This window comes from Frankia sp. RB5 (genome assembly GCF_059816245.1).
On the sequence record NZ_JCBATA010000027.1, the window covers coordinates 61,500 to 87,150 of the forward strand.

Here is a 25,651-nt window from a genome sequence, read left to right on the forward strand (position 1 = left end):
ACGGCCGGGCGCCCTGCGTGAGTCGGCCCGGCCAGTGGAAGCCGGCGGGGCCGAGCGGGGTGTCGTGAATCAGAAGTTGATCATGTGGCCGGCGAGGCCGTGGATGGCTTCCTTGACGGCTTCGCCGAGGGTCGGGTGGGCGTGGACGTTGCGGGCCAGTTCGTTCACCGTGAGGTCCCAGCGCTGGGCGAGGGTGAGCTGCGGCAGCTGCTCGGTGACGTCCGGGCCGATCAGGTGGGCGCCGAGTAGCTCCCCGTACTTCGCGTCCGCGATGATCTTCACGAAGCCGGCGGTCTCGCCGATGCCGTGCGCCTTGCCGTTCGCCATGAACGGGAACTTGGCGACCTTCACGTCGAAGCCCTTGTCACGGGCCTGCGCCTCGGTATAGCCGAAGCTCGCGATCTGCGGCTGGCAGTACGTCGCCCGCGGGACCATGACGTACTCGATCGGGTACGTCTCGGCGTCGCCGATCGTCTCCGCGGCGATGATGCCCATCGCCTCGGCGGCGTGCGCGAGCATGAGTTTGGCCGTCACGTCGCCGATCGCGAAGATGTGCGGCACGCTCGTCCGGCAGTACTCGTCGACGTCGATCGCGCCGCGCTCGGTGAGAGCCACCCCGGTGGTCTCCAGGCCGTAGCCGGTGACGTTCGGGCCGAAGCCGATGGCCTGCAGAACCTTCTCGGTCTCCAGCACCTGCGACGTGCCGTCCTTGCCGGTGACGGTGACGCGCACGAGGTCACCCGAGTCGTCGATGCCGTCGACGCGGGTCGAGGTGAGGACCTTCACGCCGGCCTTCTTGTAGTGCTTGGCCAGCTCCGCGGAGACCTCGGCGTCCTCCAGCGGGACCATCCGGTCGAGGAACTCGACGATGGTGACGTCGACGCCGTAGTTGTTCAGCACGTACGCGAACTCGACGCCGATCGCGCCGGCGCCCGCGATGACGATGCTGCGCGGCAGCTCGTCGGCGAGGATCTGCTGCTCGTAGGTGACGACCCGCTCCGACAGCGACGTGCCGGGCAGCAGCCGCGGGGTCGCCCCGGCCGCGATGATGCAGTGGTCGAAGGTCACCGTCTTCGTCGCGCCGTCCGAGGTGGCGACCGACAGGGTGTGGTCGTCGACGAACGTGCCGCGCCCGTCGAACTCGGTGATCTTGTTCTTCTTCATGAGGAAGTGGACGCCCTTGACCCGGCCGTCCGCGACCTTGCGGGACCGGCGGAACGCCTCGCCGTAGTCGAAGGTGAGCTCACCGTCGATGCCGATGCCGAACGTCTTGGCCTCGTGCGTCAGGGTGTGCACGAGCTCCGCGTTGCGTAGCAGCGCCTTCGACGGGATGCAGCCCACGTTGAGGCACACCCCACCCCAGTACTTCTCCTCCACCACGGCCGTGGACAGGCCGAGCTGCGCGGCTCGGATCGCGGCCACGTATCCGCCCGGCCCGGCGCCGAGCACCACCACGTCGAAATGTTCGGTCACATCAACACCCTAACGATCCGCCGGGTCCTGCCGACTCCCAGGTTGCCGGGCGATCGGTCACAGTCCGCGTCCCCTGGCCGCCGGAGCCGCCCAGGCCGCCCCGGCGCCGGGGCCGTCCGGTCGCGTCGGCCTGGACGTGCGAGGCGCCCGCCAGGGTTCCCCGTCGTGCGGCGGGAGCTGGGAGAAGGCCTCGAAGCCGCGCTGGGGGCTCCGTCCGTCGCCCTTCCCGCCGGATACCACCGGTATAGAAAAGGGAAACATTTCCGGAGTCACCCGGCGGTGGTAGCGTCCCCGCCTTTTCGTGCCACCGTCTCCCTGCCGCTCGGAAAACGCCATTTACCTGCGGGTTCTCGCCGGCCGGCGCCACATGGAGAACAATGCGCCGGACTTTTGTGCCATGCGCGCGGAGATGTGCGACACGCCTCGCGCCGGGAGTAACGGCCCGCGGCTATACAGGTACATGGGTACAGGTATGCACGGCGCATCGCCGCGCCGTTCTGCTAGCATTGTTCACCGCGATTTCGGGACCTGCGCCCACTGCCCCACGACGGGCCGGGGGCGCGCGTGATGACGCTTCTCGAAACCGCCCCGCAGGCCAGTCCGTCCGCCAGTCGGGCGTTCGCCCGGCCGCTCACCGCGGGAGACCGCGCCTACCTCGCCTTCCACCGGCTCAATCCCGGTGAGTTCCAGGACGTCGGCGCGGTGCTGTTCCTCGACGGCCCCGTCGAGCTCGCCGACCTGCGCGCGCACGTCTCCGAGCGGCTGGCTCACCCCCGCGCCCGGATTCTCACCGAACGCCTGGAGACCATCACCGTCCGTGCGGCGGAGCGGCGGGTGACCCGATCGGAGGCCTCGTGGGTCTCCCAGCCGGACATGGACGTCGACGCGCACGTCGTCGCCCTCGACCTGCCGACGGCCGACGACGCCCTGCGGCTGGGACGCGTCGACGACGCCGGTGACCGGCGCGTCCGCGCCGCCCTCGACGTGATCGCCACCCGGCCGATCGACATGGAACGGCAGCCCTGGATGCTCTACCTGCTGCGCGACGGCGCGAGCTCCGGATCGGCCGTGGTCTACCGCACCAGCCACATCGCCCAGGACGGCGCGGCGCTCTACCGCTCCCTGCACCTGCTGTTCGGCGGCGACGACACCCCGGACATCGGCCTGCCCGCCGTCATCCGCCGCCCGCGGCCCGTCGACTACCTGCGTTTCGTCAGCCGCGGGCTCGCCGTGCTGTCCCCGACCCGCGTACTCGACGCCTGGGGCGGCCCGCCGACCGGCCCGGCCCGCCACACCTGGGTCACCACGGAGCTCGGCCGGATCCGGGACATCGCGCGGCGCCACGGCGCCTCCGTCAACGACGTCTACCTGGCCGCGCTCGCCGGCGCGGTGCGCTCGTGGTCGGAGTACGAGTGGCGCGAGGACGCCCGGCCGGTGCACGCGCTGATGCCGGTCAGCATCCGCGTCGCCGCCGACCAGAACGTGCTGTCCAACCACACCTCCGGCGTCCGCGTGGCGCTGCCCTGCGGAGAGCCGGACGCGGCGCGGCGCCTGGCGCGGATCGCGGCGGTCACCAGCCGGCTCAAGGACAGCGGCATCGGCGTGGTCGAGCACCACCACTTTCCCGCCGTCGCGGCCCGAGCGACCCCGCGGATGTTGTCCTACGCGGCGAGCTTCGGCGGGCGCACCCGGGAACTCGCGATGGTGGCGACCAACGCCCGCACCATCGGCGGACCGCTGCGGGTCGCCGGCCGGGCGGTCACCGAGCTGATCGGAACCGGGCCGCTGCTCGTCGGCCGCCAGCACCTGTCGGTGGCGCTGTTCGGCGTCGGCGACCGGGTCGGGATCACCTTCGCGGCCAGCGCCAGCGTGCCGAACCACGACCGGCTCGCCGGGCTGTGGCTCGCGGAGCTCGACGAGTTCGAACGGCTGGCACCGGCCACGGTGCAGGTGCCAGCACAGCGCCGCCGGGCGGTCCGGGCGCGGTAGGCGCCCTTCGAGCCGGCCAGGTGCCGTCCGCACTCCAGCGGTAGCCGCGGGGTGCGGGCGCTTCCAGGGGCGACCGTGCGCGGCCGCCGGCGTACGGCCGCCCCTGGTGGCGAGGCCAGTTCCAGCGGAACCAGGTGGGACCCTCCCTGGCACCAGGCCTGGGTCGCGCGCAGAGTACCTGTGGCTCCCCGGCCGGGCGCGTTCCAGACACCAGTCTTTCCGTGCCGGCTGGCGTGTCGAGCGCCCGTGCCGAGGCGGCCTGTCGAGCTGGTGTGCCGGTCCCCGCGACAGGGCGTCGTGGGACGGACGGCGGCCCGGCACGGCGAGGGCACGCCAGCGACACGCCCCCCGGACGAGGCGGCAACCAGCGTGGGTCGGTCCGTCGCCCTGGCCGAGAGGAGGGACCGGACGTGGATGAGCGCGGACGTGGTGCGGGAGGACGGCAGCCGTGACCCGACACCGGGGCATGGCCTCCGTGGCGTGGCGACTCGCGATCCGCTGCGTGCTCGGGGCCTTCGTCGGCAACGCGATCGTGCGGATCTTCGACGCCCTCGGCGGCCCGTTCGACGCAGTCGTCGCCCGTGTCATCGTGATCACCTTCGGGGTGGTCTGCGGTCTGACGATGGTCGCCGCCGGCGACTACGCGCGCCGCCCGCCCGACACCGCGGGTGATGTCGAGCACGGCTGACGGTCGTCCGTTCGGCACCGATCGATGACCCGATACGGCTATCGTCCTGTCCCGTGCCCTCCACCGCGCGTGTCCGTCCCGTCGCGCTGGCCGCCGTTCGCCGCGGCCGGGACCTGCTCGTCGCCGAAGGGGTGGAGCCGACCGGTGAACGGTTCTTCCGCCCGCTCGGCGGCGGCATCGAGTTCGGTGAGCGGGCCGTCGCCGCGGTGCGCCGGGAGCTGCGCGAGGAGCTGGCCGTCGAACTGGAGCAGGTGCGCCTGCTCGGCGTTCTGGAGGACGTCTTCGACGGTGCCGGCCGACCCTGCCACGAGATCGTGTTCGTCTTCGGAGCGGCCCTCGCCGATCCGGCGCTCTACCAGCGCGACGACGTCGGCGTCGTGCTCGACGAGGGCAGCCGGGTGAGCTGGCGTTCGCCGACCGACATCGCCCGCGACGGGGTGCCGCTCTATCCGAGGGGCCTCGCCGGGCTGCTGGCCGCGGTCGGCTGAGCCGCGACGGCCTCGGTCAGGTGTCCCGTCCCGTCGCGACGCGCGACCGGCGCCGTCGATGCGACACGGTGTGCCCGAGGCGTCTCCGAGCGCGACCCCGCGCCCCGTCGCCGCGCCAGGTCGGCGGCCTGCTGCGACGATACGACGTGGGGGCCGGCCGGCATTCGCGGCGAGAGGGGTCCGATGCGCGCATGGTGGTCCGCCATTGGCCGGTCACGGGGACATGGCCATCGGCCCATGGGCGGACAGGGCGGCGCCAGCCGCACGGCGGTACTCGTCTGCCAGGGGCGTGCCGTCGCCCAGGGCCGTTTCGCTCCGGGCCGGTTCGACGATCCCACGGCCGCGGCGCTGCTGCGGCCGGACGAGCGGGCCGTCGTCGAGGAGGCCCGCGCCGGCGTCGCCCCGGCGAGCTGGGGTCCGCGGCTGACATTCGAGATGGTCAGCGCCTGCGGTGAGGTGATGGCGCCGCGCACCGTCGCCATCGACGACGCCCTGCGCGAGGCGCTGGCCCGTCCCGCCCCCGCCGTCCAGCTGGTGATCCTCGGCGCCGGCCTGGACGGACGGGTCTGGCGGATGCCCGAACTCGCCGGCGCGGCCGTCTTCGAGGTGGACCATCCCGCGTCCCAGCGGGACAAGCGGGACCGGGCGCGCCACCTGGCCGCGGCCGGCCGGCGCCCTGGTGCTGCCCCGGGGGACACGTCGCGCAGCGGCACGTTGCCGACCTATGTGGCCGTCGACTTCAGCCGGGACGACCTGGCCGCCGCGCTCGCCGCCGCAGGCCATCGGCGCGCCCTGCCGACGGCGTGGATCTGGGAAGGGGTCGTGCCCTACCTGACACGCGCCGAGGTGACCCGGACGCTGCAGGTCATCGCGGACCAGTCCGCGCCCGGCAGTCGGCTGATCGTGCATTACCACACGCCGTCATTGTCGGCGATGCTCGGACGGTGGTCGGCGGCGGTGGTGGGCCGGCTCGCCGGCGTGACGAGCCCGATGGGCCGTGAGCCGAACCGGTCGGGGTGGACGGCTCGGGCCATGCGCCGCGCGGTGGTCGCGCGCGGCTTCGAGGTCTGTCAGGACGATTCGCTGCTTACGCTCGCCGGAGCGCTCGCCACCCCGATCCGGCACCGCCGCTCGTTGCGCAACGGCCGCGTCCTCGTCGCCGACGACGCTCGATCCGAGGCGACGGGCGGACCCGCCGAGGACGGGCAGGCGGGTGACCACCTGGGCGGGTGAGGCGGGCGTCGCACCTATCCTCAGGCAGATGGACGCGCCGCCCCCGCCACAACCCCGCTGGCTCGACGCCGCCGAGCAGGAGACATGGCTCGCGCTCGTCGGTGTCCTGATCAGGCTGCCGGCGGCCCTGGACGCGCAGCTGCAGCGCGACGCCGGGATCAGCCACTTCGAGTACCAGGTCCTCGCCGGACTCTCCATGGCCGACGAACACACGCTGCGGATGAGCGATCTCGCCGCGTTCACCGAGGGCTCGCTGCCCCGCCTGTCGCAGGTGGCCAGCCGACTGGAGAAGCGAGGCTGGGTGCGCCGTATGCCCGACCCGGTGGACGGCCGCTACACGCTCGCGATCCTCACCGAGGACGGCTGGGCGAAGGTCGTCGCCACCGCGCCCGGTCACGTCGACGCCGTCCGCCGCCTGGTGTTCGACCCGCTCAACGGCGCCCAGCAGCGCCAGCTGCGGGAGATCGGCCGCCGTGTGCTCGCCGCCGTCGACCCGGCCGGCGCCGGACGCTTCGTCCCGCCGCGCCGTCGCAGCGGCGGACCCGACCCGACCTGACGGCGCCGCCGACCCGACGGCGACGTCCCGGCGGCAGCGGCTGGTGCGCTGGCTGGCCACGTCGGCGGGTCGCTCGGCGGCGGTGGCGTGGCATGGCGGGTGTGGGGGCGATGGGTGTCAGCGGTTCTCGTAACGTGGGGGGCGCTTCTCGAGGAAGGCGGCCGGCCCTTCCCGGGCATCACGAGTGGCGAGGACCCGCGCGGTCAGGGCGTGCTCAAGGGCAAAGCGTGGCTCGTTCGCCAGCGCCCGCATGGCGATCTCCTTGGCGGTGCGCACCGCGACGGGCGCGTTGCCGGCGATCGTCGCGGCGAGCTCCATCGCCCGCGGCAGCACGCGCTCCGCGGCGACGACCTCGCCGACGAGCCCCATGCGCAGCGCCTCGGCCGCGTCCACCGGCTCACCGGTGAGCAGCAGCCGCATGGCCGCCGGCCAGCCGATCTGCTGGGGCAGCCGCACATGCGACCCGCCGCCGGGGACGATGCCCCAGCGCACCTCCGGCAGTCCGAACACGGCATGCTCGGCGGCGACCCGCAGGTCCGTGCCGAGCAGCAGCTCCAGCCCGCCGGCCAGACACGCGCCGTTGACGGCCGCCACGATCGGCTTGACGAACTCGCTGAAGAACCGCCGTGTCGGATCCGGCAGGCCGACATCGAGGGCGCCGGCGGTCATCTGGGGGATCAGCTCGCCGAGGTCGGCGCCGGCGCAGAAGGCTCGCGTGCCGGCGCCGGTGAGGACGAGGACGTGCAGGTCATCGTCCGCGGCGACCTCGGCGACGAGTTCCTCGAGGCGCCGGAGCATCGCGACGGTGAAGGCGTTGTGCGCCGCCGGCCGGTCGAGCGTCACCACCGCCACCGCCCCCTCGCGGCGCAGCGTCACCGCACCCGGCTGCCGTTCGGCCACGACGCCCTCCACTCCCGCTCGTTTCGGCCATCGATGCCCCAGCGCGCCCGCCGGCACCGGCGGACCAGCGCGCAGAAGCGGTCACCCGCCGGTCATCCTCGCGAAGGTTACGGCGAGTCCTGCCACCGGCGATACTGTGACAGACACGGATCATCTGCGAACAATGTGGAACCAGTGCGTGGACGGGGGCCTGCGTGGACGCCGGGATTATCGCCGCCCTGATCTCGTCGGCCGCCGGCGTCGCCGTGTCCGTCGGCGCGTCGCTGTGGACGCATCGCCAGGGCGTCGAGCTGGAGCGCGTGCGCTACGAGCTGGAACGTTCCGCGCGGGACAGCGAGAAGCGCTCCACCGCCAAGGCCGAGCTCGACCGCTACCGGGAGCCGCTGCTCGTCGCCGCGTTCGACCTCGGCGCGCGCATTCACAACATCCGCAAGGCGAAGTTCCTCGCGTATCTGAAGTCCACCGAGCGCCGCAGCCAGCTCGCCGTGCGCGGAACGCTGTTCTGCGTGGCCCGGTACTTCGGCACGTTGGAAATCCTTTACTCCCGGCTCGCGCTGCTGCGTTTCGAAAGCGCCGACGACACACGCCTCGTCGCCGCGCTGCTCGCAGACATCGGCGGAGCTTTCAACAGCGACGTCTACGACCGCGTCGACACGTTCCACTCGTCGCGGTTCATGGTGTGGCGCGAGGAGCAGCGCGCCATCGGCGAGCTGATGCGCGGCCCGGACGGCACCGCCCACGAATGCGTCGGCTTCGCCTACTTCGACCAGCATTACGACGAGCTGTTCGCTCGATGGTTCGACGCCTTCGCCGCGGCACTGGTCTCCCCGGCGGCCGCCGCCAGCGAGCGCCTCTCGCGGGTGCAGACCTTGCTCGCCCTCCTTGTCACCCAGCTCGACGAGGAAGGTGCCTACACCCTCACCGTCGACGGCCAGCGCGTCGCCCCCGACTGGGTCACGCCCGACGGCCTCGCCTGAGCCGCCGGCCGCGGCACGGGCGCGACACGGCCTCGTCACGACGGCGGGGGGAGCGCGGCGGGACCTGTGCGCGACGCTGACCTCGCCCCAGCCAGGCCACGCCAGTGACCAGTGCGTTCACACAGTGGTGGCCTGGCTGTGCGCGACGGGTAAGGCGCGGTCCGCCGCCGCGCCATCTGATCCCGCTTGGCTGGTCTGACGCGCGGGCGGCGACGGTCGGCGTCCAGCGCGTGTGGAGGACTCGTGGATCGCCGCCGTGTGCTCACGGGAATCGTCGCCACGCCGCTCGCCTCGGCGCCACTCGCCGCTTCGGTCGCCGCCGCCGGGCCCGCCTCGGCCGCCACCGCGGTGGCAGGTGAGCAGGGGCGACGTCGCGGCACGCTGGTGATCGGGCATCGGGGCGCCGCCGGCTACCGGCCCGAGCACACCCTGGCCTCCTACGAACTCGGCGCTCGCCTCGGCGCGGACTTCATCGAACCCGATCTGGTGCCCACGAAGGACGGGGTGCTCGTCTGCCGGCACGAGCCGGAGATCGGGGGGACGACGAACGTCGCCGACCACCCCGAGTTCGCCGGCCGCAAGAAGACCGTCTCGCTCGACGGGACCTCCACGACCGGTTGGTTCACCGAGGACTTCACCCTGGCGGAGCTCAGGACGCTGCGCGCCAGGGAGCGCCTGCCCCAGGTCCGCCAGCGCAACACCCTCTACGACGGGCTGTTCCAGATCCCGACGCTCACCGAGGTGCTCGACCTGCGGGCGCGACTGTCGAAGGAGCTCGGCCGCGAGATCGGCGTCTACCCGGAGACCAAGCACCCCACCTACTTCCAGAAGGCCGGGCTGGCGCTGGAACAGCGCCTGCTCGACGTGCTGAACCGCTACGGACTCAACCGCGCCGACGCGCCCGTGTTCGTGCAGTCCTTCGAGACGACGAACCTCGCCCAGCTGCGAAAGCTGGGCCTGCGCGCCCGGGCGGTGCAACTGCTGTCGGCGAGCGGCGCGCCGTTCGACCTGGTGACCACCGGCGACAAGCGGACCTACGCCGACCTCGTCACCCCCGCCGGCCTGCGTGCCATCGCCGCCTACGCGAACGGTATCGGCCCGGACAAGCTGCAGGTCATCCCGACGAGGTCCGACGGCACGCTCGGCACGCCGACCTCCCTGGTCGCTGACGCCCACGCCGCCGGCCTGCTGCTGCACCCGTACACGTTCCGCGCCGAGAACAGCTTCCTGCCGAAGGACTACCAGCGCGGCAGCGCGCCGAACGACTACGGCCGCGCCATCGATGAGCAGGTCGCCTACCTCAAGGCCGGCATCGACGGCCTGTTCACCGACATGGCCGACATCGGCGTTCTCGCGCGCACGGTCGCCTCGGGCGTCTCGATCGCCACCGCCTGACTTTCCCGCGCGCCGCGCCACCCGCACGTCACCGGGCGTGAGCACGCCCGGGCGGCGTGGATTATTCGGCGGCGCGGGCTCTCACCGATCAGGTTGACGGCGGGTCGGCTGGCGCCCATCACTCGGGTTTCGGTGGGATGAACAGAATGATCTGGGCCGGACCCGCGATCTGGCGCGAGGTACCACGCTCCGTCATGTCGATCCGCACCGCGTAGTACCCGGCCGTTCGCCAGCTCCATCCGCCCGTGTCGATCGTGTAGGTCTTGTGTCCGGCCGTGTCAGTTCTCATGGCGTTGAACTGCCCGCCGTCGACACGCCACGTGGCGGCGTAGAGGTCGGCGGGAACTCCTTCCAGCCACGCCTCGACCGCCTGCTCACTCGCCCTGGCAGAGGGCGGCAGTCGGGTCCGGACTTGGGTGCTGTAGACCGGAACTGTCTTGATCAGGATCGGTGGCCGGCCGGGTGGAGTGAAGTAGAAGCGCAGCAGGTGTCGTCCGAGCCGATTCCAGCCGGTCACGTCGGTGACCGTGGTTCGCAGATCGGTAGCCTCCGGACTCGGTCCGAGGAGGCTGGTCGGGCCGTCGTCCACCTGCCAGGACACGCTCTGACCACGGTCGCCGGCGGGGAGGCGGACACGCAGCGGTTGCTCGCCGGTGAGAATCGATCGGTCGCGTGGCCACTCCACGTCGGGGTGCGGCGCGACGGGCCGGCGCGGGTCGCCGGATGTCGTGGCGCAGCCGACGGCGCACCACCCCAGCAGGAGGAGAATCAGCAGAATCCGGGCGGGGGAGAAGATCGGGCGCGGTCTCTCACCGGCAGCTTGGCCGATAGCGGGCATCGGGCACCAGATCCTTCCATTCCTCCTGGGTCATTCCGCCGCCTGTTCGCGCGCAGGCCGACGAGATTGGATCCCGCCGTAGTCTGTTCAGCGCCTCGACGTCCCAGATCATCAGTGTTCGATCATCGCCGACTCCGTAGAGAAGGCGGCCATCGCCGGAGTAGGCGAGGGATCCCACGGGCCGAAGGGGGCCGGACAGGGGGCGGCCAAGCAGCGCCGGGGCCGCCCGGTCGGTCAGGTTCCACAGCGTGGCGTTGAAGTCGTCGCTGCCGGCCGCGACGGTCGCGCCGTCGGGCGAGAACACGACGGAGTTGACGGGACTGCTCGGTCCGCTAAGGCGGCGGCCGAGACGGCTCTGCCGGGGACCGGACACGTTCCACAGCCAGACACCGCCATCGTCACTGCCTGCGGCGATCGCGTTCCCGTCGACGGAGAACGCCACCGCGTTGAGCCGAGCGTCCTGGCTGCGCAGCGGACCGGGCAGCAGCCGGGGTGGTCCCGACAGGGGAACAGACCAGCGGTGGATCTGCCCGTCCCCTGCGCCGACAGCCAGGAGACTCTGGTGCGGCGCCCATGCGAGGGAGGTCACCGGCACCTGTTCGGCGAGGGAGCCGAGCGGTCGGGGTCGGGCCGCGACAGAGACATCCCACACCCGCACCGTGCGGTCGCCGCCGCCACCGGCGAGCAGTCGCCCGTCAGCGGAGAAGCCGAGGGCCGTCACGGGTGAGGTGAAGCCCGGCAGCGGACCCGTCACCTGCCGCACGGGCTCGCCCGGCCTGGCCCGCCACAGGGAGATGGTGTTGTCGGCACGGCCCACCGCCACCAGGTCGCCGCTGGGGGAGACGGCGATCGCGTGCACAGCGCTGAGTTGTCCGGAGCTCACCGGCTGGCCGGGGTTCGTGGGAAGGGCCTGCGGCGACGAAGGATCGCGCAGGTGCCAGATCGTGAAGCCGCCATCGGCGGCGCCGGCGGCGAGCAGCGTGCCGTCCCGGTCCGCCGCGAGACAGGTGAAGCCGTCGCCAGGCCTGGCCGACGCGTGGCCGATCATCCTCGGCGTCGACGCCCGCTCCAGCAGGTCCCACTCGACGACCTTCCCGTCGTCGCCGGTGGTCACCAGCGTCGAGCCGTTCGGGGTGAAGGAGACCGCCCGAATCGGCAGGGTATGCCCCTGCAGCGCACCGCTCACCTGGCTCGGGTGCTCGAGGTCAGTCAGGTCCCACAACCGGAGGCTGTCCGAGCCGGCGGACGTGACCATGGTGCGACCGTCGGGGGAGAAGGCCACCGGCGCCCATCCTGCGCCCAGGTCAATCGGCCGCAGGGGGACAGGCCGGTCGCCGTCGAGTCGCCACCTCCGTAGGCCTCCTTTGACGTCACTCGCCGCGAGTTGACGCCCGGACGGGGTGAACGCCACCGACAGCACGGTCGGGCCGGCGCTGTCGGTGGTCGGTGTGGTCAGGGTGTACCGGTCGACGAGGCGATCCGTACCCGCGGGGACGGACCAGACGTGCACCTCGGTCCGTTCGGTTCCCGAGGATCTCTCGAACGCGCTGGTCGCCGCGGCGATGAGCCGGCCGTCGGCGGACACGGTGAGCGCGTAGAACGAGCCCGCGCCGCGGCCTGGTGCGTGCAGCGCCCGAGGGGAGGCGGGGTCGCCGACGTCCCAGAACATCGGGCCGGCCGACATCCCGGACCCGCCCTCGGCCAGTATCCGGCCGTGTGCCGCGAACGCGAGACTGCGTACGTCGCCCGTGGCCTCCAGCGGTCGGCCGAGCGGGCGTGGGGCCAGGGGAGTGGAGACATCCCAGAGCGTGACCGACTGGCCGTGGCCGTTCGCGCCGACCGCGAGCGTGCGCCCGTCCGGCGTGAGCGCCAGCGCCGTCACCTCGCGGGGGCCGGGTAGGGCCCGCACGTTCGACCGCTGGTTGGCGAGGTCGACCAGGAAGGCACCGGACACGCCGCCGAACGCCAGCAGCGGACGGGCCGCCGGGTCTGCGGGCGTCGCGAGAGCGGAGATCTGTGTGCCACCCCGGTGGACCAACCGGGCGACGCGGGTGGTGGAAAGGACGTCGACAAGCGCCGCTGTCGTGGCCGCCCCGGGGTGCAGGCGCGCACCAGCGAGGGCCAGCCGCTGGGCCAGGAATGGATCCGTCGTTTCGACGGTCTCCGCCTGGTTGGTCAGCCGAGCCGCCACCGATGCTCGCTGCCGATCACCGGCTGCGTGGTGCGCCAGGACGGCGACCGACGTCACCACGGCGAGTACCGCGCTGGTCAGCAGGGCGACCGTGAGTATCGAGATCCGTCGTGCCGCGGCACGACGTGCGCTGTGGCGCAGGAACTCCCGCGACGGACCTCGTACCTCGCCGGGCCGGTCGCCATTCTTCGCCGCTGACAGGACCGCCACGGCTGACGAAGGCAGGTACCGACGTGGCGTCCGCCAGGTCCGGGGCGGACCGGTGGGACAGGGCGTGAGCGTGGCGAGGATCACCGCCGTGCGGTTGTACCCAAGCAGGTAGGCGCGGCTGCGTCCGTTCTCCTCCCAGTCCGTGGCCGCCCGCTCGAGGCGGCTGCGGGCGGTGAGAATGCCCCACTGCTGCTCGATCGCCTCGCTGAGCGGCTTCCAGGACCGTAGGAACGCCTCGTGGGCGACGCCGATCTGATCCCGCCCCGACTGCGGGCCGATCTGCAGCAGGCGGTGTTCGACGAAGGGCTGCAGACATCGCCGCTCGGTGTCGTCGAGGTCCGTGAGGTCGAGCCACCGCCGCGTGAGGGTCCCGGATGGACCCACGTCGACCAGTCGTAGCAGCAGTCGGATGACCCGGTCGGAGGCGGGGCGACGAGTACCGTCGCCGCTGGCGATCTCCAGAGATTCCGCGTAGGCACTGCCGGCCTGCCTTCCGATAGCGCTCTGGACGCCGCCCAGTTCGGCATACAGGGCGTAGGTCAGTTCGCCGCCCGGCGCTGTCGCGGCGGCGACCCGTTCGAGAGCGAAGGCAAGCAGCGGCAGGGAGTCGGGGGTGGGCATGTCGGCGGCGAGCCGGGCCGCGAAGGTGCTTTCGACGCGAAGCCCTGCCAGATGAGCGGGACTTTCGATGATCTCAGGAAGGTGCTCGAGGCCCAGGAAGGTGACAGGAAAGGATCGGCGTCCCCAGCCCTCATCCCTTTCCCGCGACATGAACCGCGGAAGATACTCGGAACGGACGGTCCCGACGATCCTCACCGGGCCCTGCGCCGCGGTCCGCACGATCCGGAAGAACTCCTCCCGGCTGCTCTCCTCCGTGAGGGTGAACACCTCCTCCAACTGATCGACGATCAGTAGGAGTCGCCGGCACGGTGGACCGGCGGCCGAGAGGATCTCGTCCATCGCGTCGTGAAGGGAGCCCGGCCCGGCGACAGCCCTGCGAACGTCCGCCGTCGTCCACCGCAACCCGAGCCCCCGCGCGGAGGCGGTCAGCGCTGACAACAGCGATTCGACCGGCGCGCTGCCGGGGCGAAACGGCTCGATGACGTGCCAGGCTGGATCGTCTGCCATGACGGGTGCGAGCCCCGCCAGGGCCAGCGAGGATTTCCCGCAGCCGGACGGGCCGACGACCAGCAGCGGGCCGGCAGCGGGTCGGTCGCCCAGGGCACGGACGCTCCGGGCGAGATCCGCCGTCTCCCGCTGCCGGCCGAAATAGACCGCACGCATGCTGCCGTCGAAGGCACTCAGCCCCGGGTAGGGCAGACGATCGCGGCTCCAGCTGCCCGGACCGGGGTTCAGCCGGCGAAGCGCCGCGAGTAACCGGGCGGCGGAGGCGGGGTCGTCCTCGTCGAGGGTCCAATACTGGAACGGCGTGAGCAGCGGATGGCTGACGTTGCTCCCGGCGGTTCGGATGGGAATTACCCGTACTCCGCGCGCCTTGGCCATCGCCACCTCGGTGTGACACCACTTCGACGCCACATAGTGTTTGGTCACGATGCACAACACGGCGTCTGCGGCTTCGAGTTGACGGTAGAGGTACTCCTCCCAGTCCTCGCCGGGAGTGATTCCATCACTCGGATCGATGTCGAGAAAAATGTCATGGTGATCGTCGGCGAGGAGAGTGCGTACAGCGCGGGCAAGTTCGACGTCGACATTGGCGTGGCTGATGAAGATACGGGCCATCGTGCGGCTCCAGGTAGTTCTCCGACGCGGCGTCACACCGTTCTTGGACGCGTTCACGGAGCGCGGTGGACGTCTGCGAGCAGGATCGATGTACAGAGACGCAGAGCAGAAGGTTCCCCGAGAGGTGGCGGGTCGACCGGCCGACGTACGGGCGTAGGGACGTCCAGCAAGGTGCTGCGGCAGAGCCCCGTGAAACACGATGGCCAGCCGGCATCGTGCGGGGGTCTCGCCGACCCGGTTCAGGAGATGAGCCTGCGTGAGGTGCTCCGTCGTCCGCTCGCCCTCGGCGTCGTCGATGTCGAGCGCGGCGGCGGCCCAGGCACCGAAGTCCGCAACCGCCGGCAGGCCGAGCAGACGGGACGCCCGTCGTTCCTCCTGGCCGAGGCCCTCGTAGCCGAGGCCCTCGTAGTTGAGTATGAAGCGGGCACAGACGGACCTGTGCGCGGGTAGTGGAAGAGCAGTCGGCGCGATCCTTCCGGCGGTGTGCCAGTCGCGACTTCGGTCTGATCCACCGAGACCTGCAGCGGCCCTGATAGGCCGAATTGAACCGAACTTTCCTGTTCCCCCGACATTCGTGCCTCCTGCCTTCGCTGGTGCTCCTCGCCAAGGATCCACCAGGGCGCGCAAGGGAACCGGTACAATCCGAGTATTCTGCTTTACGTCGGCGGAACACCTCAGGGCGGGGCGTCGCCGCGGTAGCGCTCGGCCTCGACGACGGCCTCGCGGTTGGCGAGGCGGTCCAGGCCGGCGAGGGCGCGGCGCATGCGCCACCGGACGCGTACGGCTTCGTCGCCATCAGGCCGCCGTCGGCGTGCTGGCTCATCCCGACGACGTTGGCGGCCATAACCCACGCGTAGCCGTCCGCGAAGCTCTCGTGGAAGAAATCGGCGAGAGCGCGGGGATCGTAGCCTCGTTGCAGCGCCCAGTTCCCGAGCACCATCAGCCGGGGAATGTGGTGTACCCAGGCGCGGTCCCGCACCCCGGCGAGCACGTCGGACAGGCAGGCGGCCTCGAGCGAGTCCGCGTCGAGGTCGGTGAACCAGCCCGGCAGTGGGGCGGTGGCGTGCAGCGCGTTGCGGTCAAGGTAGTCCTCGCCCGCCACCAGCAGATCCCCCAGACGTACTCCCGCCAGCCGAGGACCTGGCGGACGAAGCCCTCCGCGCTCACGATCTGCGCGTCACCGCGTCGATAGGCGCCCTCGGCGGCGGCGACCTCCAATGGGTGCAACAGACCGAGGTTGAGCGCCGGCGACAGCAGGGAGTGGGCCATCGTCCAGTCGCAGGCGAGCATCGCGTCCTCGTACGGCCCGAACGCGGCAAGGCGGTGCGTGATGAAATGGTCGAGCGCCAGCAGAGCCTCCTCGCGGGTCGCGGCGAGCCGTCGCGGGCCGTCGGTTCCGCGCAAGTGCGCGTGGCCGTGCTGGTCGGTGAACAGCCAGCGACGACGCACCGGAGCACGGTGCCACAGACAATGGTCCTGACCTGGCATGCCGACGATGGGAGCCGCCGCGTGTTCGCCGGCCAGACCGCGCTGACCCTGCTGGTTCGCCCGAACGATCTCGACGCCCTCGGGCACGTCAACAACGCCGTGGCACTCGAGTACCTGGAGGCCGGCCGCGCGGACTGGCTCGTCCGCAGGCGTATGGTCCCCGGTGAGAAGATCATCGCGGTCGTGGCCCGGCTCGAGGTCGACTATCGCGTCGAGGTCCGCGGCGGCGAGATCGAGGTCCGCACCGAGCTGGTGGAGCCGACCGACGGCGACTTCGACGTGGCCGGCGACACCTTCCTCGCCCGGTTCCGCCAGCAGATCCACCGCCCGGACGTCGCCCGTCCGGCGGTCGAGGCCGTCGTCACCATCGCCTTCGTCGACGCGCGGCTGCGCCGGGCCGTCACCCTGCAGAACTATCTCGACTCCATCAACTGGTCGGCTGTCGGCTGACGACCGTGTCCAGCAGGATGCGCGCCGCCGCCGACGCGCCCGACGCCGGGGTGATCATGGCTGTCGGGAACGTGGGCGCAGGCGGGGCGAGGGGGCGCAGGCACAGGCCGGGGCGTCCGCGCGCGTCGAGGTACGGCGGGAGGACGGCGACGCCGAGGCCGTGCGAGACGAGGTCAAGCAGCGTGTCGGTGTCGCCGACCTCGCAGGCCAGCCGACGCCGCAGGCCGCGCTCCGCGAGCGCCGCGTCGACCACGGTCCGCGAGCCCCAGCCCGGCGGGTAGTCGACGAAGCCCTCGCCGGCGGTGTCCGCGATCGCTACCAGGTCCTGGCCCGCGAGCCGGTGACCGGCGGCGCAGGCGAATATCATCGGCGCGTCATCCAGCGGTGTCACCCGCACCTCGGCCGGCGCCAGCGGCCAGGATCCGCCGTGCCTCGCCGAGCAGGACCTCGCCCTCCCGGGTCAGCCGTACCGCCCGGGTGCTGCGGACGAACAGCCGCGCGTGCAACTCCCGCTCCAGCGCACCGATGGACGACGACAACCCCGACTGGACGATGTTCATCCGTTTCGCGGCCCGGGTGAAGTGCAGCTCCTCTGCCGCGGCGACGAAGTGCTCAAGCTGGCGAAGCTCCACCCGACTCCTCCTGGTCCCGCTCGACTGATCTGGTCGACAGATGAAAGAGACCTGATTGTTCCATTGGACGGGTTGTCGGCCTCCGGTGCACGCTGGACCACGTGATCGACGACGACGTCCCAGCCGGCCGCGGCACCGTCAGCCGTGGACTGGTCGGGCTGCTCGCGCTCAGCACCGGGCTGTCGGTGGCGACGATGTACTACGCCCAGCCCCTGCTCGACGACATCCGCAGCGCTCTCGACCTGTCCACCGGTGCCGCGGGCCTGCTCGTCAGCGTGTCGCAGGCCGGCTATCTGGCCGCGCTGGTCCTGCTCGTCCCGGTCGGCGATCTCGTCGCACGCCGCCGCCTCATCCCCGCGCTCGTCGCCGCCCAGGCCGCGGGCCTTTTCCTGTTCGCCTCCGCCACCACGACGGTCCAGCTGCTCGCGGCCTGCGCCGCGGTTGGCGCGCTGGCCGTCACCGCGCAGATCGGCGTGGCCTTCGCCGCCTCCCTCGCGGGGGACGCCGAGCGCGGCCGTGTCGTCGGCACGGTGATGGGCGGCCTGCTGCTCGGCATCCTGCTCGCGCGCACCATCGCCGGCTGGCTCGCCGACCTCGGCGACTGGCGGACGCCGTACTGGGTCGCCGGCGGCGGGCAGCTGGTGCTGTGCGCGGTGCTCGTCGCCCGGCTGCCCGCCGAACGCTGCGCTCCCGCTGCGGCCGCGGGCCCAGGCCTGGGATACCGGGCGGCGGTCGCGTCGGTGCCGCGGCTGCTGTGGGAGGAGCCGCTGCTGCGCCGCCGGGCGCTGTACGGGGCGGCGTCCTTCGGGGCGTTCTCGACGCTGTGGACGCCACTGTCCTTCCTGCTCGGTGGATCGCCCTATCGATATTCCACCGGCGTCATCGGCCTGTTCGGGCTGCTCGGAGTCGCGGGCGTGCTCGCCGCGTCGCTCGTCGGCCGCGCCGCCGACCGCGGCCGGGCCGTCCAGGTCACCTCCGGCACCGCTGTCCTGCTGTTGGCGTGCTGGCTGCCGCTCGGCCTCGGCCGGCACTGGGTGGTCGCGCTTGTCGTGGGCATCCTCGCGCTCGACCTCGCCGCCCAGGGGCTCCACATCACCAACCAGAGCGAGGTCTACCGGCTCCGTCCCGAGGCACGCAGCCGGCTGACCTCGGCGTACATGGCGACCTACTTCGCCGGCGGGCTTGCCGGCTCCTTCGCCTCCGCCACCGCGTACAGCCGCGGGGGCTGGGGTGCCGTGAGCGTCGTGGGCGCCTGCTTCGGCCTCATCGCGGTCGGACTGGCCGTCTGGGATGTGCGAGGCGGGCGGCCCGCCATCCGAGAGCCAGCGCGTCCCGCGGAGGACATTGTCACCCTTCGGTAGCTCTGCGGCGCACCGGGGTCACGCCGCGGCGGCGGTGCGTTCACCCACGAGGAACCTGCTGGCCTCGGTGGTGACCGACAGCGCGGGGTCGAGGGGATGGCCGTACCGCTCGGCGGCCGCGGTGATCGTCTCGGTACTGACCTTCCAGCCCAGCCGGCCCAGCATCGCCGCGGCGTCGCGTACCCGCGGATCGTCCTCATGGACGAGGTCGCGCAGGTCGACGCCGTACCGCTCGCGGGACGCCGCGTACTCGTCGTCGGACAGCGCCTGCCCGATCCTCCTCGCGTCCTCGATCGCAACCTGGCTGCCGGGCGCGGACAGCGCGTCGACCGTGGTCAGCAGTCGACGCTCGGCGTCGGCGTCGAGGTAGGGCAGCAGGCCCTCGATCAGCCACGCCGTCGCCGCGACCGGTTCGAACCCGGCGGTGCGCAGCGGCCCGGCCCACTCCTCGCGTAAGTCGACGGGTACGACGCGGTGCCGGCAGGCCGGGGTGGCCTGCCGGCGGCGCAGCACCGACAGCTTGAACGACAGCACGCGCGGCTGATCCACCTCGAACACCGCGCTGCCCTCGTGCCACCCCAGGCGGAAGGCTCGCGTGTCGAGACCCGCGGCGAGGATCACCGTCTGGCGCAGACCAGCGTCCAGCGCGGTGGCGAGGTAGTCGTCGAAGAAGCGGGTCCGCACGCCCATGTACCGCCAGCCCGGCATCCAGCTGCCGGGCGGCGACATCGCCGCGAGCTCCTCGGGGGTCGTCGGCATCGGCTGGGGCAGCCGGGCCGCCCGGACGAACTCCTCCGCATACGGATCGTCGATCATGGCGTCGGGGCGATGGGTCTCGATCGCCCTGGCGGAGGCGGCGCCCAGCGCGGTGACACCCACGCCGGTCGCGATGTCCCAGTCATCCATCATGGTGCGGCCCACTCCTCGTCCCTGGTCATGACGCTGTCGTGACGGCGGTGCGGACGCCGCCGCGGCGGCGAGATTCTCCGCAATGCCGGACCGGATGATGTGCGGCATTCCTCGCAGTGGCCCGACGCTGTTTTTCGGCGAACCGGGCGCTCGTCAGGATTCCGGTAAATGCCCAGGCCGGGAGCGGAGGGTGGAGAATGGCCTGCTCCCGGCCTGGGCGGTCAGGGCATGGTCAGGGCAGGAATGCCTCGATCGCGTCGGCCGCGCCTTCGACACCCCCGCCGGCGCGTACCGCCGCCTGGATCGCCCCCAGCCGGGCCGCGATCTCGGCAGAGCTCGCGACCTGCTCGACGGCGGCGCGTACCAGCGCCGGATCCAGCGCGCCGGTGGCGTCGAGATGCTGGCCGACGCCGAGGGCGGCGAGAATGGCGGCGTTGCCGAACTGCTCGGCGGCCAGCGGCACCGCGACCGTCGGCACCGCGAACCAGAGCGCCTCGACACAGCTGCCCATGCCCGCGTGGGTGAGGAAGGCGTCGGCGTGCGCGAGGACGCCGAGCTGGGGGACGCTGCGGTGGGCCTCGACGTTCGGCGGCAACGGTCCGAGCGCGGCGAGATCCACCCGCTCGCCGACCGCCATGACGACGTGCCAGTCGCTGCCGGCGAAGGCGGACCCGACCGCCCGGTAGATGTCGGGCCGGTCGTTGAACACGGTGCCCAGCGACACGAGCAGGGTCCGCCGCTCGCCGGCGGGCGGGCTCCAGGTCTGCTCGGCGAGACGGGCGGGGTCCAGGCACGGCCCGACGAAGCGCACGCCCGGCCGCACCCGGTCGAGGCGCGGCTGCAGCACCGGCGGAATGAGGCCCAGGGTGGGCCCCGGCTCCGACATCCAGTCCCAGGCGTCGCGGTCGATGCCGAACTCTGCGAGCCACGCCGTGAACGCCGTGTGATACCGGATCCCGTCCGGCGACGAGCGCATCGCGTCGAGGGCCTCGCGGTGCTCCTCCTCGAAGCCCTCCCAGGTCACCCAGCTGGGGGCCAACAGCACGGCCGGCACCGCGAGCAGCGTGCCGAGTACCCGGCCGGCCTGGCCGCCGAGGTCGTACAGCAGCAGGTCCGGCCGGTCGTGGTCGAACCGCTCCCGCAGCAGCGGCAGGGTGTGGCGCGCTTCGGTGAGGAACATCGCCGTCGCGAGCTCCGCGGCTGGGTTGTCCGGCCAGTCGCCGTCGCCCGCCGGCAGCGTCGACGGGTAGGTCACCGCCTGCGCGCCGGTGGCCTTCACCAGCCCGGCGAGCCGGTCGCCGATGGCGTAGCTGACCCGGTGGCCGCGCCGCACCAGCTCCGCGATGACGCCGAGCGACGGGTAGACGTGACTGGGAGTGGTGCATCCGATCATGGCTATGTGGCGCGTGCCGGCCATCGCATCCTGCCGTTCCTGCCGGGTGATGGGGGAGGGGACCGCCGGGCGGGCGGCGCGGCGGTCAGGCACGGCCATGACCGGCCAGCCAGCGGTGCACCGTCGCGGCGGTGGACGCGGCGAACTCGTTCATCATCGTCTGGTGGTTGCCGGTGACGTCGATGGTGTCGTGAGCGAGCTTCCACTCGGCGCCGGACGGGGCGTCGGGGTCGTCGTCCAGGTCGGGTTGCTGGGGCATGCGCTCGCCGGCCCGCACCAGCACGATCGGCGCCGCGATCTCCGCCGGTCGCCATCCGTCGAACAGGTCCAGATAGCCGCCCTGGGCGGTCACCTGCGCCTCTGTCATCAGCGCGTAGGCCTGCTCGTTGACGGCGATGCCGCGCAGCTCCTCGTCGATGTCGGCCTGTGGGATCCGGTCGCCGGGGAACCAGGTGTCCAACAGCACCACCGCCGCCGCCCGCTCACCCCGTTCCTCCAACCGGGCGGCGACGGCGTGGGCCAGCCAGCCGCCCGAGGAGTAGCCGGCGAGCGCTGGAGGGTCGGTGAAGTGGCCGAGGACGGCGTCGGCGAGCAGGTCGATCGCGAGCGCGGCGCTCGCCGGCAGCCGGTCGCCCTCGCCGAAGCCCGGCAAAGTGAGCGCGTGGACGTCGCGCTCGCCGTGCAGGTGCAGCGCGAGACGGGCGAAGTTGTGCGGGCCGGACGGGGCCACCATCGACGGGACGCACACCAGCGGCGGCCGCGCCGACCCCGCCGCGAGGCGCACCGGCGCGGTCCGCCCGCTGTACTCGGCGGCCGTCGTGAAGACCGGCCGCAGCTTCGCCGCTGCCCGGATGAGGTCGACGCCCTCGGTGAAACGGCCGATCGCGCAGGCCCGCCGGTACAGGTCGCGAACCGAGCCGTTGATCCCCTCGGCGTAGACCGACGACGCGACACCAGCGCCGCGCGTCCCGGCGTCCGTCGGCGCGACGGCGGTGCCCCGTGTGACAGGTCCGCCCGACGTGACGGGGCGGTCCGCCGCAAGGACGGCGCCCGCCGGGGCAGCGGTCGTCGCCTGGCCGGTCCCCGTGCGGTCGGTCGCCGCCGGGACGGCCGCCGCGGTGACGAGCAGCACGGTGAGGTGGGCGGCCAGGTCGGTGACGGTCGGGTGCTCGAACACGACCGGCGGCGGCAGCGTCAGCCCGGTCGCCGCGGCCAGGCGGCGGGCGAGCTGGACCGAGGCGAGGGAGTCGAAGCCGAGTTCGAGGAACCGGCGAGCGGGGTCGAGGTCGTCGGGCGAGTCATGGCCGAGAATGGCCGCGGCCTCGGCCCTGACGAGCGCGGCGAGCGCGCCGGCCCGCTCGGCGGCGGGCAGCGCGCCGTAGTCCGTCCCCGCGGGCTGGTCCGGGGCCTCGGGGGTGGCCGGGCCCGCGGCGCCGGCCGACGCGAGACGGTCGGCGGGGGCAGGTAGGGCGTCGAACAGGTGGTTGGGGCGCGCCGCGGTGAGCACGGGCAGGAACCGTTCCCAGTCGACATCGACGACGGTGAGTGTCGGCGCGCCTTCCGCGACCGCGGCAAGCAGCGTGTCCATGGCCGGTTCCGGCGGCAGCGGGCGCAGGCCCCGGCGGATGAGGTAGTCGCGCAGGGCGGGTTCGGCTCCGATGCCGGCGTCCGCCCAGGGACCGAAGGCGACCGCGGTCGTCGGCCGGCCGGCCGCGTGCCGCCGGGTGGCCAGCGCGTCGAGATAGGCATTGCCGGCGCTGTAGGCGCCCTGGTCTCCCGAGCCCCAGACAGCCGAGATCGACGACAGCAGCACGAGACGCGCGTCGGCGGGCAGCGCGGCGTCGAGAGCGGCGGCCCCCGCGACCTTCCCGGCGACGACGGCCGCCACCTCGTCGAGGTCGAGGTCGACGAGCGGGGCGGTGCGCCCGGCGATGCCGGCGGCGTGCACGACTTCGGTCACCGGGGTCCCCGCGGCGGCGAGATCCGCGAGCAGCGCGTCGAGCTGTGCCCGGTCGGCGACGTCGCAGGCGACGATGGTGGCCTCGGCGCCGAGGCCGGTCAGCAGTGCGCGAAGGTCCGCGGCGCCCGGGGCGTCGGGCCCGCGCCGGCTGGCCAGGACGATCCGGCGTGCGCCTTCGGCCGCCAGGCGGCGCGCCGCGTGCGCGCCGAGCGCGCCGGTACCACCCGTGACCAGCACCGTTCCCCGCGGCACCCAGCCGGCTCCAGTGACGCCGGAGGCCACCGGAAGGAGTCGCGGGACGAGCAGTCCGCCGCCGCGGATCGCGGCCTGATCCTCACCGCCGGGCGCCAGCAGCGCGGCGCCGAGCCAGGCCAGGGCCTCGTCGTCGAGGTCCGCGCGGCCGTCGTCCGGCAGGTCGACGAGGCCGCCCCAACCGGTGGGGTGCTCCAGCGCGAGGGCGCGGCCGAGACCCCACAGCATCGCCTGCTCGGGGCTGGTCGCCGGGTCGTCGCCGCCGGTGGCGACGGCGCCGCGGGTCAGCGCCCACAGCCGCGCGCTGGATCCGAGATCGCGCAGCGCCTGCGACAGAGCGACGGTCAGCATGAACCCGCTGGGCAGACCCTGGTGGCCCGAACGCGGGTCGAGCGCGAGCAGGGACAGCATCCCGCGCGCGTCCGGCGCGTGCGCGGCCAGACGCGTGGCGACCGCGTGGCGGCTGGCCTCGTCGCCGACCAGCCGGACGGCGACGGGCCGCGTCCCCAGCCATTCCAGCAGCCACATGAGCCTGGTGACCAGCGCGTCCTCGACCCCACGGGCGGGGACGATCAGCACCCAGGTGCCGCCGAGCGGTGGCACCGTGCCAGCGTGGGCGGTGACGGCCGCGGTGGCGGCGTCCGCCGGGAGCGGTCGCCAGCCTGTTCGGTATCGCCAGCCGTCCGGGTCGAGGGGTGCGCCGGTGCCGGGCCGCGACACGTCGCCGGCAGCGGCGTGGTCGCGCGGCGCGCTGGGACGGCCGGGTCCGCTGTCCAGCCAGTATCGGCGGCGCTGGAACGGGTAGGTGGGCAGTTCGACGTGGTGGCCGCCGCCCGCTCCGGCGGCGCGCCAGTCGACGGTCAGCCCGTGGACGTCGAGCGCGGCGACGGCGGCGAGCAACGTCGCCGGCTCGTCGCGCCGCGCCCGGCTCGCCGCGACGACGAGGGGACCGGCCTCGCCCCCCTCGCCCGCCTCGCCGCCTGTCGCCTCGCCGTCCGCGGCCAGGCAGTCGGGGAGCAGCGCCGACAGGACAGCGTCCGGGCCGAGCTCCAGGTAGGCGCCGGCGCCGGCCGCCCGCAGACCGCGAGCCGCGGTGAGGAAGCGCACGGGTTCCCGCACGTGGCGCACCCAGTGTTCGGGGTCGGTCAGCTTGGCGGTGGCGAACGCGCCGGTCAGCGCCGACACGACCGGAACCGCCGGGGGCTGGTAGCGCACCGAGCGGGCGACCTCGCGAAATGCCTCGAGCATGTCGTCCATGTGCGGGGAGTGGAACGCGTGGCTGACGGTCAGCGCCCGGGTGGCGAATCCGCGGGCCGCCCAGTCCGCGGCGACCCGCTCGGCCGCCTCGGCGTCGCCGGCGATCACCGTCGACGTCGGCCCGTTGACGGTGGCGATCTCCACCAGGCCGGCGAGCCCGGCCAGTGACGCGGCGATGTCCGCCTCGCGCGCGCGGATCGAGATCATCACCCCGCCCGGTCGGCAGGCCTGCATGAGCCGGCCGCGGGCCGCGACGAGTGTGACGGCGTCGTCCAGCGTCCACACGCCGGCGACGTGCGCGGCGGTGAGCTCGCCGATCGAGTGCCCGGCGAGCAGACCCGGCACCAGCCCCCACCCGCTGACGAGCCGGTAGAGCGCCGTCTCGTAGGCGAACAGGGCGGGTTGGGTGTATTCGGTGCGGTCGAGCAGGGCGGCGTCGGGGGTGTCGGGGGCGGCGAACATGACGTCGCGCAGGGGTCGGTCGAGGTGGGGGTCGAAGCGGGCGCAGATGTCGTCGAGGGCGTCGGCGAAGGTGGGGTGGGCGGCGTGCAGGGCGTGGCCCATGCCGGCGCGCTGGCTGCCCTGCCCGGTGAACAGCATCGCCAGGCGGCCCTGGACCGTCCCCGCGCCGGCCTCCCGGCTCACCAGCCCGCCCGCGGGCCGCCCCGCCGCGAGAGCCGCCAGCGTCCGCCTCAGCCGAGCTCGCTGGTCCTGGCCCGGTCGTCGGCCCCGTGTCGTCGTGCTCGTCTGCTGGTCGACTGGCGCAGGACCGCGCGGGTCCGCAGTAGCGTCGAGGATGACGACCGCGCGGTGCTCGAAGCGGGTGCGTCCGGCCACGGTGTGCGCGACGTCGGCGAGGGCGCGGTCGGGATGCGCGTCGAGGTGAGCGCCGAGTCGGTCGGCCTGCGCGCGCAGCGCCGACGGGGTCCGTGCCGACAGCACGATCGGCAGCGGCGCCGCGCCGGTCGCCCGGGTGGGCGTGACCGGCGCCGGGGGCGCCTCCTCGATGATGACGTGGGCGTTGGTGCCGCTGACGCCGAAGGCGGAGATGCCGGCGCGGCGGGGGCGGTGGGGGTCGCGGGGCCAGGGGACGGCGTCGGTGAGCAGGGCGAGGGGTGTGGACTCCCAGTCGAGATGGGGGGTGGGCCGCTCGGCGTGCAGGGTCTTGGGGAGGGTTTCGTGCTGGAGGGCCTGGATCATCTTGATGACGCCGCTGACGCCGGCGGCGGCCTGGGCGTGGCCGATGTTGGACTTCAGGCTGCCGAGCCAGA

20 protein-coding genes are annotated in these 25,651 nt (G+C 72.9%); 10 read left to right on the plus strand and 10 right to left on the minus strand.

Annotated elements, in window-relative coordinates:
• Positions 1–69: 69 nt before the first annotated feature.
• Positions 70–1,473: a dihydrolipoyl dehydrogenase gene (gene lpdA, locus AC6EXY_RS16470; protein WP_101829679.1), complete on the minus strand. Its 1,404-nt coding sequence runs from the start codon at positions 1,471–1,473 to the stop codon at positions 70–72.
• Positions 1,474–2,040: 567 nt separating this feature from the next.
• Here lpdA and AC6EXY_RS16475 point away from each other — a divergent pair.
• The 5 genes from AC6EXY_RS16475 (at position 2,041) to AC6EXY_RS16495 (ending at position 6,427) form a co-directional block, all read left to right on the plus strand.
• Positions 2,041–3,462 (plus strand): WS/DGAT domain-containing protein, encoded by a 1,422-nt coding sequence (locus tag AC6EXY_RS16475; protein ID WP_243407059.1) that lies wholly within the window; start codon positions 2,041–2,043, stop codon positions 3,460–3,462.
• Positions 3,463–3,910: 448 nt separating this feature from the next.
• The gene (locus AC6EXY_RS16480) at positions 3,911–4,150 is read left to right on the plus strand and encodes a hypothetical protein (protein ID WP_133150533.1); all 240 of its coding nucleotides are present in this window, start codon (positions 3,911–3,913) and stop codon (positions 4,148–4,150) included.
• Between the two features lie 53 nt (positions 4,151–4,203).
• Positions 4,204–4,638 carry an NUDIX hydrolase gene (locus tag AC6EXY_RS16485; RefSeq protein WP_101829682.1) on the plus strand — a complete coding sequence of 145 codons (435 nt, stop codon included), beginning with the start codon at positions 4,204–4,206 and terminating at the stop codon, positions 4,636–4,638.
• A 237-nt stretch (positions 4,639–4,875) separates the two neighbouring features.
• Positions 4,876–5,871 (plus strand): class I SAM-dependent methyltransferase, encoded by a 996-nt coding sequence (locus tag AC6EXY_RS16490; protein WP_101829683.1) that lies wholly within the window; start codon positions 4,876–4,878, stop codon positions 5,869–5,871.
• Positions 5,852–6,427, plus strand: coding sequence for a MarR family winged helix-turn-helix transcriptional regulator (locus AC6EXY_RS16495; protein ID WP_341477163.1), 576 nt, complete (start codon positions 5,852–5,854; stop codon positions 6,425–6,427). Before AC6EXY_RS16490 ends, AC6EXY_RS16495 begins: the two co-directional genes overlap by 20 nt.
• A gap of 117 nt (positions 6,428–6,544) precedes the next feature.
• Here the strand turns inward: AC6EXY_RS16495 and AC6EXY_RS16500 are convergent, their stop codons facing one another.
• Complete coding sequence (locus AC6EXY_RS16500) at positions 6,545–7,339, minus strand: enoyl-CoA hydratase/isomerase family protein (RefSeq protein WP_207770098.1); 795 nt, start codon at positions 7,337–7,339, stop codon at positions 6,545–6,547.
• 182 nt (positions 7,340–7,521) lie between these two features.
• Here AC6EXY_RS16500 and AC6EXY_RS16505 point away from each other — a divergent pair, with 182 nt between their 5' ends.
• The gene (locus AC6EXY_RS16505; protein WP_101829684.1) at positions 7,522–8,304 is read left to right on the plus strand and encodes a hypothetical protein; all 783 of its coding nucleotides are present in this window, start codon (positions 7,522–7,524) and stop codon (positions 8,302–8,304) included.
• 243 nt (positions 8,305–8,547) lie between these two features.
• Positions 8,548–9,699 (plus strand): glycerophosphodiester phosphodiesterase, encoded by a 1,152-nt coding sequence (locus AC6EXY_RS16510; RefSeq protein ID WP_499817993.1) that lies wholly within the window; start codon positions 8,548–8,550, stop codon positions 9,697–9,699.
• A gap of 118 nt (positions 9,700–9,817) precedes the next feature.
• On the opposite strand, the gene AC6EXY_RS16515 is transcribed toward AC6EXY_RS16510, so the two are convergent.
• Positions 9,818–10,537 (minus strand): hypothetical protein, encoded by a 720-nt coding sequence (locus tag AC6EXY_RS16515; RefSeq protein ID WP_499817994.1) that lies wholly within the window; start codon positions 10,535–10,537, stop codon positions 9,818–9,820.
• Positions 10,509–14,678, minus strand: a complete 4,170-nt coding sequence (locus AC6EXY_RS16520) for an nSTAND1 domain-containing NTPase (RefSeq protein WP_101830027.1) — start codon at positions 14,676–14,678, stop codon at positions 10,509–10,511. Before AC6EXY_RS16520 ends, AC6EXY_RS16515 begins: the two co-directional genes overlap by 29 nt.
• Before the next feature lie 246 nt (positions 14,679–14,924).
• Between AC6EXY_RS16520 and AC6EXY_RS16525 the strand changes: the two genes are divergently transcribed.
• A complete protein-coding gene (locus AC6EXY_RS16525) occupies positions 14,925–15,128 on the plus strand; it encodes a hypothetical protein (protein ID WP_133150551.1) in 204 nt (67 codons plus the stop codon).
• Between the two features lie 489 nt (positions 15,129–15,617).
• Here AC6EXY_RS16525 and AC6EXY_RS16530 read toward each other — a convergent pair whose 3' ends face one another.
• Positions 15,618–16,127, minus strand: a complete 510-nt coding sequence (locus AC6EXY_RS16530) for a hypothetical protein (protein ID WP_499817995.1) — start codon at positions 16,125–16,127, stop codon at positions 15,618–15,620.
• Positions 16,128–16,136: 9 nt separating this feature from the next.
• On the opposite strand from AC6EXY_RS16530, the gene AC6EXY_RS16535 reads away from it, so the two are divergent.
• Positions 16,137–16,616, plus strand: coding sequence for an acyl-CoA thioesterase (locus AC6EXY_RS16535; RefSeq protein ID WP_499817996.1), 480 nt, complete (start codon positions 16,137–16,139; stop codon positions 16,614–16,616).
• On the opposite strand, the gene AC6EXY_RS16540 is transcribed toward AC6EXY_RS16535, so the two are convergent.
• Together AC6EXY_RS16540 and AC6EXY_RS16545 are read right to left on the minus strand one after the other, a co-directional pair.
• Entirely contained in the window at positions 16,594–17,007 is a 414-nt protein-coding gene (locus AC6EXY_RS16540; RefSeq protein WP_499817997.1) for a LysR substrate-binding domain-containing protein, read from the minus strand. The two genes, AC6EXY_RS16535 and AC6EXY_RS16540, sit on opposite strands and share 23 nt — an antisense overlap.
• Positions 16,991–17,248 carry a LysR family transcriptional regulator gene (locus AC6EXY_RS16545; RefSeq protein ID WP_243407117.1) on the minus strand — a complete coding sequence of 86 codons (258 nt, stop codon included), beginning with the start codon at positions 17,246–17,248 and terminating at the stop codon, positions 16,991–16,993. The genes AC6EXY_RS16540 and AC6EXY_RS16545 overlap by 17 nt, the downstream gene beginning before the upstream one ends.
• Positions 17,249–17,349: 101 nt before the next feature.
• Between AC6EXY_RS16545 and AC6EXY_RS16550 the strand changes: the two genes are divergently transcribed.
• On the plus strand, positions 17,350–18,609 hold the full coding sequence (locus tag AC6EXY_RS16550) for an MFS transporter (protein WP_243407118.1): 1,260 nt from the start codon (positions 17,350–17,352) through the stop codon (positions 18,607–18,609).
• A gap of 18 nt (positions 18,610–18,627) precedes the next feature.
• Here AC6EXY_RS16550 and AC6EXY_RS16555 read toward each other — a convergent pair whose 3' ends face one another.
• The 3 genes from AC6EXY_RS16555 to AC6EXY_RS16565 form a co-directional block, all read right to left on the minus strand.
• Positions 18,628–19,518 (minus strand): SAM-dependent methyltransferase, encoded by an 891-nt coding sequence (locus AC6EXY_RS16555; protein WP_101830031.1) that lies wholly within the window; start codon positions 19,516–19,518, stop codon positions 18,628–18,630.
• A gap of 232 nt (positions 19,519–19,750) precedes the next feature.
• Positions 19,751–21,010, minus strand: a complete 1,260-nt coding sequence (locus AC6EXY_RS16560; RefSeq protein WP_243407119.1) for a macrolide family glycosyltransferase — start codon at positions 21,008–21,010, stop codon at positions 19,751–19,753.
• Positions 20,997–25,651 (minus strand): SDR family NAD(P)-dependent oxidoreductase (locus tag AC6EXY_RS16565; protein ID WP_499842360.1); only part of this gene is annotated, 4,655 nt, incomplete at its 5' end. The genes AC6EXY_RS16565 and AC6EXY_RS16560, both read right to left, overlap by 14 nt.